Source organism: Novosphingobium rosa NBRC 15208 (assembly GCF_001598555.1).
GTDB lineage: Bacteria > Pseudomonadota > Alphaproteobacteria > Sphingomonadales > Sphingomonadaceae > Novosphingobium > Novosphingobium rosa.
Genome location: NZ_BCZE01000027.1, coordinates 64,670 through 78,599, shown reverse-complemented (window position 1 = coordinate 78,599; position 13,930 = coordinate 64,670). Strand labels below are relative to the sequence as shown.

Here is a 13,930-nt window from a genome sequence, read left to right as displayed (position 1 = left end):
TGGAAAGGATCATGCGATGACATGGAAAGCAATGCCTGCCCTGCTGCTTGCGGGGGTGGCGCTGGCATGGAGCTGTCAGGCCTCCGCCGATGCGGCAGGCAGGCCGGGCAAGGCAGGGGCGGAAAAGGGCGAGCTGGTCTATCTGGGCACGCATGGCGCCCAATTGCGCGCCGCCCGCTTCGATGCCCGCAGCGGCGTGTTGACGGACATCGGTGTTGTGGCGGAGGATGGGCGCCCCACATGGGCCGTGGCTCATCCGCATCTGCCCATGATCTATGTGACGGATGAGGCAGGCAATGATGGCCAGTCGAATGGTCATGTGCTGGCCTATCGCATCGATGCGGCGACAGGTGCGCTCAGGCTTGTCAGCAAGGTCGATGCCGGGGGCGGGGGGACGACCTTCCTCTCGCTCGATCCGCATGGCGGAACGCTGGTGGCGGCGAATTATGGCGGCGGCTCCGTGGCGACCTTCCCGGTGCAGGCGGATGGCGCGCTGGGGCCGCGCGCATCGCTGGTGCAGGATCACGGGACAGGCCCGCACCGGCGGCAGAAAAGCCCTCATGCCCATGCCGCCATCGTGGCGCCGGGCGGCAGGGCTTTGCTGGTGGCAGACCTCGGAGCGGATCGGGTGTTCGTCTATCCCTTCGATCCGATGCGTCATGAGGCTCAGGCGCCCCGGCCCGGATCTGCGGGCGATTACGTGGCGCCACCGGGCAGCGGGCCGCGCCATATGGTGGCGGCGCGCGATGGTCGCTTCCTCTATCTGCTCGACGAACTCAACGCCGATCTGGTGACCCTGCGCTGGGATGCCGGGGCCGGGCATCTTTCCCCGGTGGATGAACAGCCGACGCGCTCCTCCGATGCCTTGGGGGAAAGCAGCGGGTCGGAACTTGCGCTCAGCAGGGATGGGCGGTTTCTCTACGCGGGCAATCGCAGCGAGGGCATGCTGCTGGCCTATGCGCTCGACAAACCCAGCGGCAAGGCGACGCTGGTGCAACGGATCGCCTCGGGCGGCAAGGTGCCATGGTCCTTCGCGCTCTCGCCCGACGGGCGCTGGATGCTGGTCGCCAATGAGCAATCCGACGAGATACGGGTCTTCGCGGTGGATGCGCGCAGCGGTCGGCTGACGGCCACCGACAAACAGCTGCAAACACCCCACCCGGTGAGCATCACCTTTGCCTCCGTGCGCTGAGCGTAGCATGCCAGCTTGATAAGATTTGAGTTTGGCTTGGCAGGTATTGGGTTGGCCCGATTGACCTGCATGGCCCTAACGCGCTTTGGAAGGGACATGCCCGATCCACGGGGCCGCCAAGCCATATTCTGGCCAAAGCCTGTTTCCGGAGAGTGACCTTGCCCGATAAGCTTCACCTGACCTTCGCCGTTGCCGAGCAGCCGCATACCTCCGCCTTGCGCAGCGGGCAGATCCCCGTCGCGGGTGTCGATGCCGAATGGCTGACCATCAAGCCGCAGATCGGCGCCTTCCGCCGCATGGTGCGCGATGTCGAATTCGATGTCTGCGAGCTGGCGCCCACCACCTATATCATCGCGCGGGCCTATGGCGCGCCCTTCATCGCCCTGCCGATCTTCGTGCTGCGCAAGTTCCATCACGCCGGTCTGCTGGTGCGCGAGGACAGCGGCATCAAGACGCCCAGGGATCTGGAAGGCAAGACCGTGGGCGTGCGTGCCTATTCGGTGACGACCGGCGCCTGGACTCGCCAGGTGCTGATCGACGAATTCGGCGTCGACAACAGCAAGATCAACTGGGTTGTCGATGATGAAGAGCATGTCACCCAGATGAAACTGCCTGCCAATGTGCGCCATGCCACCCGTCCGCTGGCCGACATGATGGCCGATGGCGAGCTGCAGGCCGGTTTTCACGGCAATGCCGGCATCGGCCGCAAGGGCAACCCCACCGCCGGCTTCAGCGCCAGCGGCTGGCAGGAGGTCGAGGCCCATTATCCCGACCTGCTCCCCAATGCCGAGGAGCTGGAGTGGGATTACTATCGCCGCACCGGCATCTATCCGATGCATGGCACGATCGTGATCCGGGAATCGGTCGTGAAGGAAAACCCCTGGGTCGCCAAGGCGATCTACGAGGCCTTTGACGAGGCGAAGCAGGGCTGGCTGAAGGATCTGCACTCGGGCGCGGCCAACACCGCTTCGGACGAGCGCTATCGCAAGCTGATCCCGCTGGTGGGGAATGACCCGCTGCCCTATGGCATCGAGGCCAACATCAAGACCATCGAGGCGCTGGAGAAGACCGCCTTCGATCAAGGCCTGACGCCGCGCCGGATGAGCATCGAGGAACTGTTCCTCGATCCTTCCAAGCTGTGAGTTTGCAGTAGAAAAGGGTGAGGTGCGAGGGGGTTACACCCTCGCGCTCCCTTTCGTGTCTGCGTTGCGCTTCGGGTTCGGCCTTGCGCCCGGCTCGCGGTGCCGCAGGCAGGAAAATGATGCCTGCGGCGCCTTAGGTCGCGCAGGTGGAGAGTGAGAGTGCAGCGATGGGGCGCCACTGCCGCTTCGTCGGGAGACGTCATGGGAGCGCGAGGAGGTAACCCCCTCGTATCTTCCTCTTCCTCAAGACTTATCTACTCCGGATCATAATGAATGATCGCCGGCCCTCGCATTGCCCTAAGCCACCGCATAAACCCGGCGCGGAAGGATAACCGCCCCGCCCGGCAGGATTGACGGAGACGTTCATGATTATCGACTGCCACGGCCATTTCACGACCGTACCCAAATCCTTCCGCGATTTCCGCGCCGCTCAGGTGGCGGCGGCCAACGATCCGGCGAATGCGCCCCCGCTGAGCGACAGCTACGTCACCGATGACCAGATCCGCGAAGGCGTGGGCAATGGCCAGCTCAAGCTGCAGCAGGAGCGCGGCTATGACCTGACGCTGTTCTCGCCCATCGCGGGGCTGATGAGCCACCATCTGGGCAATGAGCGCACCAGCCTGGAATGGGCAACGATCAGCAACGATCTGGTCCGCCGGGTCTGCGACATCTACCCTGACAATTTCGTGCCCGTCGGCATGCTGCCTCAGAGCCCCGGCGCGGCGCCGAAGAATTCGATCCCCGAACTGCGCCGCATTGTCGAGGAGCTGGGCTTTGTCGGGGTGAACGTCAACCCCGATCCTACCGGCGGCTACTGGACCGGCAAGCCCTTCACCGACCGTGAATGGTATCCGCTGTTCGAGGCGCTGTGCGATCTGGACGTGCCCGCGATGGTGCATGTGGCGGCCAGCTGCAATCCGAACTTCCACGGCACGGGCGCGCATTATCTCAATGCCGACACGTCGGTGTTCATGCAGATCCTGCAGAGCGACCTGTTCAAGGATTTCCCAACGCTGCGCCTTGTCATTCCCCATGGCGGCGGCGCGGTGCCTTACCACTGGGGCCGCTATCGCGGCATGAGCCTGGAGATGATGGACCGGCCTCTGGAAGGGCTGCTGGACAACATCTATTTCGACACCTGCGTCTACCATCACCCCGGCGTCGAACTGCTGACCAAGGTGGTGCCGACCTCGAATGTGATGTTCGGCAGCGAGATGATCGGTGCGGTGCGTGGCAAGGATCCCGCCACCGGCCACTATTTCGACGACACCAAGCGCTATGTCGATGCCTGCGAGGCGCTGTCGGATGCCGACCGTCACGCGATCTATGAGGGCAATGCGCGCCGCGTCTATCCGCGCCTCGATGCGCTGCTGAAGAAGCGCGGGCTGTAAGCGCCCGCAGCCGGGCCCGCGGGTCTGCCGAATTTATGACCCGCGGCCCAACATCAAATTCCCCGCATCGGCGAATTTGACGAAGCTGACATTCGCAGGACCGACCGATCCGATCGCGGTCCATCGCCGGAGCATCTCCGGCGAAACAGGGAGTCACGCCGCCTGTCCATGCGCAGGCGGCTCAAGGAGGGGCGTGCCGCGATGGCATCACAGATTTTCGACATTCATCCCCATATCATCTCGGATGATGAGACCCGCTACCCGCCCGCGCCGCTGTTCGGCAAGCGTTCGGACTGGTCGCAGGAGCGGCCCAACACCGTCGAGGCGCTGATCGCCGCGATGGACGAGGCCGGTGTGGACCGCGCCGCCGTGGTCCATTCCTCGACCACCTATGGCTTCGACAATGCCTATGTCGTCGATGGCTGCAACCAGTATCCCCACCGGCTGGTCGCGGTGGGCTCGGTCGATGTGGCGGCGCCCGATGCGGTGGCGGTGATCCGCGACTGGGTTGGCAAGGGGCTGAAGGGCCTGCGCATCTTCACCGGCGGCTCGACCAAGGATTTCGACCCCACCGAGCTGGAGAACCCTGCTGCCTACCCGGCTTGGGAGCTTCTGGGCGAACTCGGCATCCCGATGTGCATCCAGACCGGCCCGGTCGGCCTGCCGCAGGTTATCGACCTGGCGACGCGTTTCACCAATGTGAACATCATCCTCGACCATCTGGGCCGCCCCGATGTGCTGGATGGCCCGCCCTATGCCAAGGCCGCCAGCATGTTCGAACTGGCCGCCTTGCCCAACATCTACATGAAGCTGACGCCGCGCATTTTCGGCGATGTGAAAAAGGGCGAGGCCAGCGCCGAAACCTTCTTCCCCAAGGTGGTGGAGGCCTTTGGCGCCAACCGTCTGGCCTGGGGATCGAATTTCCCCACCTCGCCCGGCACGCTTGGCCAGATCAAGGCGGATGCCGAGGCTGGCCTTGCCTGCCTGAGCGATGAGGATCGGGCATGGATCTTTGGCAAGACGGCGCAGCTGCTGTACCCGTCGCTGGGCTGATGGTGCGGAGCGGGGCGTTATACGCTCCCGCTGCCACGCCGGCAGGATAAAAGTGCGAGACGATCACCCACGGAGAGGGTTTATGGCATCAGGTTCAACCATCAGAGGGGGCGGCGCCGGTTCGGGCGTGTCGCTCCCGGTCGGGCCATTGTCCGATATGGCGCGCTGGGCGATTTTGTTCCTGCTGGCGCTGGGGGTGCTGATCTCCTTCCTCGATCGCACCAGCATCGGCTCGGCCATCGCCGACAAGAGCTTTGTCAAAGAGTTCGCGCTGTCCAACGTCGGGCGCGGCTGGATCAATTCGGCCTTTTTCTGGTCTTATGGCATCGCTCAGGTGCCGATGGGCTGGGTGGTGGATCGCTATGGCGTGAAGCGGCCCTATGCGATCCTCTTTGTGCTGTGGTGCGGCGTGTCGTTCTTCACCAGCATGATCAATGTGCTGGGGGCGCTGTTTCTGATGCGGTTGCTGGTGGGTGTGGCCGAGGCGGTGGTGATCCCGGCCAGCTATCGCTGGATCCGCAACAATTTCGAGGAAGGCCGCAACGGCCTGGCCGTGGGCATCTTCGCCATGGGCAACAAGTTCGGCCCGGCCATCGGGGCGCCTGCCGCGGCATGGCTGATCGTCAATTACTCGTGGCGGGCGATGTTCGTGGCCATGGCGGTGGTGGGGCTGGTCTGGCTGCTGGGCTGGTTGTTTCTGGTGCCCGACGACATGCCGCAGGCCGAACATCGCGCGCAGATCCAGCGCAAGGCATCGGGCATCACGCTGGGCGCCGCGCTGCGCAGCCCGGTGGTCTGGGGCGGCATGCTGACCAACTTCTGCTACGGCTATTTCACCTTTTACTGCATGACGTGGATGCCGGCCTATCTGGTGGAAAAGCGCGGGCTGTCCCTCGCCAAATCGGGCGTCTACACCTTCTTCAGCTTTGCGGGCATCGCCATCATGGCGGTGATCGCGGGCTGGGCCGCCGACCGGCTGATCGCGCGCGGGCGCGATCCGGTTCTGGTGCGTAAAGGCTTTGTGATCGCGGGCTTTTGCGGCGGCTGCACCGTGCTGTTGGGCGCCTATGCGTCGAGCCTGAATGTCGCGCTGTTCTGGAATGTCTTTTCGCTGACGGCGCTGGGGCTGGCCACCGCCAACAATCTGGCGCTGTGCCGCCTGACGCTGATCCCCAAGCCCGCTGTGGGCCTGGTCACCGGTGTGCAGCAGGTGGCGACCAGCCTGGCGGGCGGTGTTTCGGCGTCGCTGTCGGGGTGGCTGCTTCAGAAAAGCGGGGGCTATGACGTGCCGATGCTGGTCATCTTCGTCTTCCTGCTGATCGGCGCGGTGGGGACATGGACCCTGTTGAGGCCGGAATGGGCGCCCAGATTGTCGGAAGAGTAGAAAGAGAGGGCCGCCTGATGCAATCGGGTGGTGACAAGAATGAATTGGCCGGGCGCGGGGGGAAAGGGTTAACCACCCGCCTGACCCCGGGGCGGGCAACCGCCGGACTTCAAAGAGGATCATATGGCGAAAATCGTGTTCGGTATGGCTGTGCCCCACAGCGGCATGCTGGGGCAGAAGCCGGAAGACTGGCTCGCCAATGGCGAGCGTGACCGCAACAACCAGGAATTGTGGTTCCGCGGCCGGACCTACACTTATCCCGAGCTGGAAGCCCTGCGCGGCGCGGCTTTCGAGCCCTTCCTGACCATCGAGGAACGCACGGAGCGAGCCACCCGCTGCCGCAAGGCGCTCGATACGATGGCGCAGGCTTACAGGGATGCGAAGATCGATGTGGCCATTGTGCTGGGCAAGGACCAGAAGGAGATCTGGCCCGATCAGTCGCCTTCCATCACCATCTACTCGGGCGAGGATGTCCACAACGGGCCGCCGCAGCGCCCGGTCTATGCGCCTGACCATCATGTGGTGCATCAGGCCTATCCGGATTTTGCGACATATCTCATCAAGACCTTCCAGAAGGAGGGTTTCGATCTTAACGATCTTCAGGCCTGGCCCGAAAACGTCTGGATGGCCCAGCGCCAGGGCATGAAGCCGGACTATCCGGTGGTGCCGCATGCCTACAGCTTCGTCTATCACCAGATCATGGGCGGCGATGTGCCGCGTCATGTGCCGATGCTGTTCAACCTGTTCTATCCGCCCACGCAGCCTTCCATGGCGCGCTGCATCCAGTTCGGCCGCGTGCTGCGTGAAGCCATCGAGGCCTGGCCCGAGGATGTGCGCGTGGCGGTGATCGCCAGCGGCGGCCTGACGCACTTCGTGAACGACGAGGAGTTCGACCGCGATGTGATGGGCAAGCTGGCCGCTTACGATTTCGATGGGCTCTCGGCCATTGATGACAGCTGGTTCCAGTCCGGTACGTCGGAGGTGAAGATCTATTCCATCGTGGTGATGGCGCTGCAGCATACCGGAGCGCAGATGACGCTGGTCGATTACGTGCCCTGTTGGCGCACCGCAGCCGGCACGGGCGAGGGCATGGGCTTCATGTATTGGCAGGCTCCCGAAGCCTGAGGCATTCCCACATTCTTAAAGGACAATTCCATGAGCAATCGCCTGAACGGCATCATCCGCGCTTTCGAGGAGGGCAAGCCCGCCTTCACCTGCTTCGCCAAATCGGACAAGCAGAGCGCCATCGACCTGTCGGACAGCCCCTATGACGGGCTGGTCGTGGAAATGGAGCATAATCCCTTCGATATGTCCGCGCTGGGCGATTTCCTGCAATATCTGCTCAACCGCAAGCAGATCCATGGCGCGGCCACGGTCGCCCCAGCGGTGACGCCGCTGGTGCGCATTCCTTCGAACGGCGGCGAGATGGACCAGTGGCAGGCCAAGCAGTCGCTGGATCGCGGCGTTTATGGCATCATCACGCCGCATGTGAAGACGGTGCAGCAGGCCTACAACGCCGTGGCCGCCTGCCGCTATGCCCGCCCGAAAAACGCGCCCCTGTATGAGCCCAAGGGCGTGCGTGGCGATGGCCCCGCCACGGCGGCCCGCTATTGGGGGCTGAGCCAGCCCGACTATTACGCCAAGGCCGATGTCTGGCCGCTGGCGCCTGAGGGTGAGCTGCTGGTCGGGCTGATGATCGAGAGCATCGAGGCGATCGAAAATCTCGACGACATGCTGGCCAATGTGCCCGGCATCGGCTTCTGCCTGATCGGTGAGGGAGATCTGTCGCAGGAGCTGGGCTATGCCCGCCAGTATGAGCATCCCGAAGTGCTGGGCGCGATGGCAAAGATCGTCGAGACCTGCAAGAAGCACAATGTCGTGGTCGGCAACCCGCACACCAATGCCAAGAATGTCGAGCGCCTGCTGGGTGAGGGCTATCGCTTCCTGATGAGCGCGCCTCAGCGGTCCTATGGCGTGATCGGGCAGGCGCGGGAGATGGCCGGGTATTAAGAAAACAAGGGAAGGTGCGAGGGTGTTACACCCTCGCGCTCCCGGTTTTTGTCGGCCTTGGCGTTACGGGTTCGGCGTTGGAGCAAGGTCGCAGCGCCGCCAAGACTGCGCTGTCGGATTTCAGGCCTGCGGCGCTTTTTGGTGGTGCAGGTGGAGAGGTTCGGCGCAAGGATCGGGCGCCACTGCCCTACCGTCGGAAGACGTTCCGGGAGCGCGAGGGCCCGGAGCATTCCTCTTGAGGAATGCGACCAACAAGGACTTCCCCTTCAAATCAATCACCCCACGGCCCCTTCCAATTGGTGTCGGAGGCCTTTCTTCCCGATGACGGGCTGCGGGACCATGCCCGCCGCAAAATGGATGGAACGCGATGAACGGATCGGAAAGCCTTGTCACCACGCTGGTCGCGCAGGGGGTGGATGTTTGCTTCGCCAATCCGGGCACGTCGGAGATGCATTTTCTGGCCGCGCTGGAGAACCCCGCGATGCGCTCGGTGTTGTGCCTGTATGAGGGCGTGGCGACGGGCGCGGCGGATGGCTATTACCGCATGAAGGGCACGCCGGCCTCCACGCTGCTGCATCTGGGGCCGGGTCTGGCCAATGGCCTGTCGAACATTCACAACGCCAAGCGCGCGGGCAGCGCGATGGTCAACATCATCGGCGAGCATGCCACGCATCACCTGAAGTATGATGCGCCCTTGAAGTCCGATATCGAGGGGCTGGCGCGCCCGCTGTGCCATTGGGTGCGGCGCACGGATACGGCGAAAACGCTGGCCTATGATGCCTATCGCGCCGTCACCGCCGCGCGCCCGGGCAAGATTGCCACGCTGATCCTGCCGGGCGACACCAGTTGGGGCGATGCGGGCGAGGTGCCCGGTTTCCCCATCGAACTGCCCGAACCGCCAGCCCCCAGTCAGGAGCGGATCGACCATATCGCCCGCACCATCAAGGGTGCGCAGGAGCCCGTGCTGGTCATTCTGGCGGGCCTTGCCACCCATGGTCCCGCTGTCGAACTGGCGGGCCGTCTTGCCGCCGCTACCGGCGCGCGCATCGCCACGCAGTTCTTCACTGCCCGGATCGAGCGCGGCGCGGGCCGCGCGCCGCTGGAGCGCATCCCCTATTTCGTGCCCGCCGCGCTGGAGTATCTGGCGCCCTTCCGCCACATCATCACGCTGGAAACCACCGAGCCGATTGCCTTTTTCAGCTATCCCGGCTCGCCCAGCCTGCTCAAGCATCCCGATGCCGCTGTTCACACCCTGTCCGAAACCGGCGAGGACAGTGCCAAGGCGCTGGAGATGCTGCTGGATGCTCTGGGGGCTACCAACACCGCGCCAATCCTGCAGCCGCGCATCGAAACGCCGGTGCCGCAGGGCAAGCTGGACCCCACCAGCATCGCCCATGCGCTGGCCGCGGCCATGCCGGAACACTGCATTCTGGTCGATGAATCGCTGACCACCGGCCGCCAGTCGATGGGGCTGACGGCGGGCGCCCTGCCGCATGATACCATCCAGAACATGGGCGGCTCGATCGGCTATGGCACGCCTGTCGCCACCGGAGCGGCGGTGGCTTGCCCGGATCGCCGCGTCTTCACCATCGTGGGCGATGGCAGCGCGATGTATACGATCCAGTCGCTATGGACGCAGGCGCGTGAAAGCCTGAACGTCACCACCATCGTCTTCGCCAACCACTCTTACCAGATCCTCAAGAGCGAATATGCCAACATGGGCTTTGGCGCGCCGGGCCCTCAGGCGCTGGCGATGATCGACATCGGCAATCCGCGCATCGACTGGGTGGCCATGGGCACCAGCATGGGCGTGCCCAGCGTGCGCGTGGAAACTGCCGAGGATTTCCATGCCCAGATGGTGCGCACCGTGGGCGAAAGCGGCCCGGCGCTCATCGAAGTCTGTCTGTAAAACAAAGGGAAGAGGTTCATGACCGACACCACCGCTGACGTGCTGACCCTGCGCGCCAACATCGACGACTATCCCGTCACCAAGGCGCTGCGCGAGGGCCGTGTTACCTCCGATATCGTCAAGCTGGACATCTGCGGCCCCAGCCCGGCGCAGAACGGCTTCAAGCCGATGCTGCGCGAAAACGCCTTCGATTGCGGCGAGCTGGCCATCGTCACCTATCTGCAGGCCAGGTGCTACGGTAAGCCCTATGTGATGCTGCCCGCGCCGATCTCGGGCCGTTTTCAGCATCACTGCGCGGGCTTCAACCGCGAGCTGGGCCATGTCAGCCCCAAGGACATCGAGGGCACGCGTGTGGGCGTGCGCACCTATGCCCAGACCACCGGCCTGTGGGTGCGCGGCATTCTGCAGCACGAATATGGCGTGGACCTCAACAAGGTGACCTGGTGCACCGTGGGCGAGGGGCACCTTCTCGAATACACCGATCCGGCCAATTGCGAACGCCTGCCCAAGGGCAGCGACATCGGCCAGATGATGCTCGACGGCGAACTGAAGGCCACGCTGCAGGGCATCGACCTGCCCAAGGATTCGCGTGTCGAGCGTCTCGTCCCCGATCCTTTCAACGCCGCCAAGGACTGGTTCGCGCGCGAGGGCGTGGTGCCCATCAACCACATCTTCGTGGTGCATGAGGAGATTTCGAGGAACCGCCCCGACGTGGTGCGCGAACTCTACCGCATGGTGCAGGAAAGCCGAGACCTTACCGAAGGCGGCGTGTCCGATCCTTTCCCGCCGATGGGCCGCGCGGCCAATGAAAAGGGCCTGCAACTGGCCATCGACTGGGCCTTCGAGCAGAAGATCATCCCGCGCAAGCTGTCGGTGGACGAGCTTTTTGACGAAACGACCGGGAATCTGGGGTAAGATTCGGGAAGTAAAAGAGAAATGCGAGGGCCATCGCCCTCGCGCTCCCTTTACTGTCTGCCTTGGCGCCTTGCCTATCGGTCCTGCACGCATTCTTGGCGCCGCAGGCTTTCTTGCGGCGCGCTTGCACAGTAGGATGGCCTGCCTGCGGTGGTGTAGGTGGAGAGGCTGGGCGCATCATCGCGGTGCTACTGCCCATGCGTCGGGAGACGTTATGGGAGCGCGAGGGCCCGGAGCATCTCTCTTGAGAGATGCGACCAACAAAGACGCTCCCCTCGCATTTCTATTTTTAATATCTCCCCCAGCCTTTCCATCTTGCAGCGCGGCACGTCCAGCGTCAGGAACCGACTGTGACCGACAGCACCTTCCCCTTCGCCTATCGCGACTTCCGCCTGTTCTGGATCGCGCGCATTTTCGCGATGCTGGCGCAGAGCAGCATGGTCCTGTCGATCGGCTGGCAGGTGTACGACGTTGCGCGCCTGACGATGAGCGTGAAGGAGGCTGCTTTCCGGCTCGGCCTGATCGGTTTTTTCCAGTTCCTGCCGGTGCTGTTGCTCACGCCGGTTTCGGGGCTGGTGGCGGATCGGGTGGACCGGCGGCTGATCGCCAGCCTGTCCCTGATGGTGCAATGGTTGGGGGCGGTGCTGTTGACGGTGCTGGCCTTTGGCAGTTCGGTCAGTCTGGTGATGCTTTATCTTGTCTCCACTGCCCTGGGGGTGTTTCGCGCCTTCTATATGCCCTCGATGAATGCGCTGGCCCCCAATCTGGTCCCGCGTGAGGTGCTGCCGCGCGCGATCGCCACCAATGCCATGGCCGGGCGGGCCGGAGCCATTCTGGGGCCGGTGCTGGGCGGGATGGCCTATGCGCTGGGGCCGGGCTACGCCTTCGGGCTGGCGGCGGTGCTGCTGCTGGTCGCCGTGTGCTGCCTGATCGCCATCCGCACCCGCATGAATGCCGCCGAGCGCAGCACGGCCCATCCCTTCGAGCAGATGCGCGAGGGACTGTCCTATGTCTTCACCAACCGCCTGCTGCTGGGAACGATCTCGCTCGATCTGTTTGCCGTGCTGCTGGGGGGCGCCACGGCGATCCTGCCCGCCTATGCCCGCGATATCCTGCATGTCGGGCCGCAGGGGCTGGGCATGCTGCGCGCCAGTCCCGCGGTGGGGGCGCTCACCATGGCCGTGTGGTTCGCTTGGCGGCCGCTCCGCGATCAGGTGGGCGGCGCGATGCTGGTGGCCGTGGCGGTGTTCGGTGTGGCGACCATGGGCTTCGGGCTGTCGCGATGGTTGCCGCTGTCGATGCTGTCGCTGATCGTGATCGGCGCGGCGGATATGGTTTCGGTGGTGATCCGCCAGTCGCTGATGCAGCTGCACACGCCCAATGAGATGCGCGGACGGGTAGGCGCCATCTCGACCCTGTTCATTTCGGCCTCCAACGAATTGGGCGAGGCGGAGAGCGGCTTTATGGCCGCCCTGCTGGGGCCGGTTGCCGCTGTTGTCGTGGGCGGGCTGGGCTCGGTTCTGGTGGCGGCGGCATGGTCGCGACTGTTTCCGGAATTGCGCGCCGCCCGGCGTTTCGACGCGCCGAAACAGGTCAAATAATCCGCCGATTAGGCAATGATCCGCGACAGTGAGTTGCCAGACGAGCGCTTGCACGAAGCGCTGCGTTTCCCGAAACTTCACCCGAAAGAACGGTCCGCTCCGCGCCTGCCCATGTCAGGCTGGCGGGCCGCAATCACGAGAAGAGCGGGTGATGGAAAGCGGAATGATAGCAGTGTCGGGTGCGGTCGCTTTTCCGGCTGACGCCTTATGAACGACCAGCCTTTCGGAACGATTGTCTACATCGGCACGCAGGGCGGCGGGCCCGATGGTGGCATTCATGCCACCCGTCTGGACGAAGCCACCGGTCGTCTCGGCCCGGTCAGCCTGGTGGCGGCGGTCGATCGGCCGACCTGGGTGCTTGCCGACACCGGGCGGGGCCTTCTTCATGCCGTGAGCGAAATGGGCAATGCCGGAGATCGCATCGGCGACGTCATGAGCTTTCGCATCGATGGGGCAAGCGCGGGGCTGACCCTCCTTGGCAAAGCGCCTTCCGGGGGGGGAGGGCCCACGCATCTGGCTCTTGGCCCGGATGGGGAAACGCTGTTCGTCGCCAATTTCGGCGGTGGCGAGGTGGCGGTGATGCCCATCTCGGCGCAAGGGGTGGTGCAGCCCGTCTGCGCGCGCCTTGTCAACAGCGGGAGCGGGCCGCATCGGCGCCAGAAAGGCCCGCATGCCCATGGCGTGACGCTGGACCCGTCGGCGGGCTTTCTGCTCGTGGCCGATATGGGCGCGGACCGGATCTTCCTCCATCGCTACGATGCCGCGCGCCGTGCCCTTGAGGATGCGCCCGATCTGCATGTCGCGGTGCCCGCCGGGGCCGGGCCGCGCCTGCTGCTTTTCGGCAAAGATGGCCGCTTCGCCTATCTGCTGACCGAGCTGTCCGCCGAAATTTACGTCTATGGCTGGGATACCGCGACCGGGCGCCTCACCCCGCAAGGCATGATCCGGCTCGATCCGCCCGATGCTCCGGGCGATCCCAGTGCCGCCGGCTTCACCCTGTCCGCCGATGGGCGCTTTCTTTACGCGACGAACCGCAGGACGGGAGCGATCCATGTCTTCGCCATCGATGCTGCTGATGGCCAGCTGACGCCTGTGCAGACCATCGACGCAGGGGGGGACAAGCCCTGGGCCGTCGAGATCACGCCGACCGGCCGCTGGCTGCTGGTGGCCAATCAGGCATCAAACCTTGTGCGCCTGTTCGCGGTGGACCCCGCCAGCGGACAGCTCACCGCCACCTCCGCCGTGCTGGCGGTTGGTGCCCCCACAAGCTTCGCTTTCGCCAGCGCCTGACCGCGCTACGATCCACCGCTGCCGCGGCGATCGATCACTCTTT

General features: G+C 64.4%; 11 protein-coding genes. All 11 read left to right on the top strand.

Going from position 1 to position 13,930, the window contains the following annotated elements; genetic code table 11:
• Positions 1 to 16 precede the first annotated feature (16 nt).
• The 11 genes from SR3_RS11390 to SR3_RS11340 all read left to right on the top strand — a co-directional run bounded on the left by SR3_RS11390 (position 17) and on the right by SR3_RS11340 (position 13,887).
• Positions 17 to 1,192, top strand: coding sequence for a lactonase family protein (locus SR3_RS11390; RefSeq protein WP_169805616.1), 1,176 nt, complete (start codon positions 17 to 19; stop codon positions 1,190 to 1,192).
• Between the two features lie 158 nt (positions 1,193 to 1,350).
• Positions 1,351 to 2,334: an ABC transporter substrate-binding protein gene (locus SR3_RS11385; protein WP_068085566.1), complete on the top strand. Its 984-nt coding sequence runs from the start codon at positions 1,351 to 1,353 to the stop codon at positions 2,332 to 2,334.
• 365 nt (positions 2,335 to 2,699) lie between these two features.
• Complete coding sequence (locus tag SR3_RS11380) at positions 2,700 to 3,725, top strand: amidohydrolase family protein (protein WP_068085505.1); 1,026 nt, start codon at positions 2,700 to 2,702, stop codon at positions 3,723 to 3,725.
• A gap of 201 nt (positions 3,726 to 3,926) precedes the next feature.
• Positions 3,927 to 4,778 carry an amidohydrolase family protein gene (locus tag SR3_RS11375; protein WP_068085501.1) on the top strand — a complete coding sequence of 284 codons (852 nt, stop codon included), beginning with the start codon at positions 3,927 to 3,929 and terminating at the stop codon, positions 4,776 to 4,778.
• A gap of 82 nt (positions 4,779 to 4,860) precedes the next feature.
• Positions 4,861 to 6,162 carry an MFS transporter gene (locus SR3_RS11370; protein WP_084455423.1) on the top strand — a complete coding sequence of 434 codons (1,302 nt, stop codon included), beginning with the start codon at positions 4,861 to 4,863 and terminating at the stop codon, positions 6,160 to 6,162.
• Between the two features lie 123 nt (positions 6,163 to 6,285).
• Positions 6,286 to 7,287 carry a DODA-type extradiol aromatic ring-opening family dioxygenase gene (locus tag SR3_RS11365; protein WP_068085499.1) on the top strand — a complete coding sequence of 334 codons (1,002 nt, stop codon included), beginning with the start codon at positions 6,286 to 6,288 and terminating at the stop codon, positions 7,285 to 7,287.
• Positions 7,288 to 7,317: 30 nt separating this feature from the next.
• Positions 7,318 to 8,172: an HpcH/HpaI aldolase family protein gene (locus SR3_RS11360; RefSeq protein ID WP_068085497.1), complete on the top strand. Its 855-nt coding sequence runs from the start codon at positions 7,318 to 7,320 to the stop codon at positions 8,170 to 8,172.
• A gap of 367 nt (positions 8,173 to 8,539) precedes the next feature.
• Positions 8,540 to 10,081, top strand: coding sequence for an acetolactate synthase large subunit (locus SR3_RS11355; RefSeq protein ID WP_068085490.1), 1,542 nt, complete (start codon positions 8,540 to 8,542; stop codon positions 10,079 to 10,081).
• Between the two features lie 18 nt (positions 10,082 to 10,099).
• Positions 10,100 to 10,996, top strand: coding sequence for a substrate-binding domain-containing protein (locus tag SR3_RS11350; RefSeq protein WP_068085488.1), 897 nt, complete (start codon positions 10,100 to 10,102; stop codon positions 10,994 to 10,996).
• A 350-nt stretch (positions 10,997 to 11,346) separates the two neighbouring features.
• The gene (locus SR3_RS11345) at positions 11,347 to 12,597 is read left to right on the top strand and encodes an MFS transporter (RefSeq protein ID WP_068085486.1); all 1,251 of its coding nucleotides are present in this window, start codon (positions 11,347 to 11,349) and stop codon (positions 12,595 to 12,597) included.
• 207 nt (positions 12,598 to 12,804) lie between these two features.
• Complete coding sequence (locus SR3_RS11340) at positions 12,805 to 13,887, top strand: lactonase family protein (RefSeq protein ID WP_068085484.1); 1,083 nt, start codon at positions 12,805 to 12,807, stop codon at positions 13,885 to 13,887.
• Positions 13,888 to 13,930: the final 43 nt, after the last annotated feature.

Bases quoted from the DNA above. Each gene is read 5' to 3' on its own strand.
- SR3_RS11370 (WP_084455423.1), top strand. From the start codon at position 4,861: ATGGCATCAGGTTCAACCATCAGAGGGGGCGGCGCCGGTTCGGGCGTG.
- SR3_RS11350 (WP_068085488.1), top strand. From the start codon at position 10,100: ATGACCGACACCACCGCTGACGTGCTGACCCTGCGCGCCAACATCGAC.
- SR3_RS11355 (WP_068085490.1), top strand. From the start codon at position 8,540: ATGAACGGATCGGAAAGCCTTGTCACCACGCTGGTCGCGCAGGGGGTG.
- SR3_RS11340 (WP_068085484.1), top strand. From the start codon at position 12,805: ATGAACGACCAGCCTTTCGGAACGATTGTCTACATCGGCACGCAGGGC.
- SR3_RS11360 (WP_068085497.1), top strand. From the start codon at position 7,318: ATGAGCAATCGCCTGAACGGCATCATCCGCGCTTTCGAGGAGGGCAAG.
- SR3_RS11390 (WP_169805616.1), top strand. From the start codon at position 17: ATGACATGGAAAGCAATGCCTGCCCTGCTGCTTGCGGGGGTGGCGCTG.
- SR3_RS11375 (WP_068085501.1), top strand. From the start codon at position 3,927: ATGGCATCACAGATTTTCGACATTCATCCCCATATCATCTCGGATGAT.
- SR3_RS11380 (WP_068085505.1), top strand. From the start codon at position 2,700: ATGATTATCGACTGCCACGGCCATTTCACGACCGTACCCAAATCCTTC.
- SR3_RS11365 (WP_068085499.1), top strand. From the start codon at position 6,286: ATGGCGAAAATCGTGTTCGGTATGGCTGTGCCCCACAGCGGCATGCTG.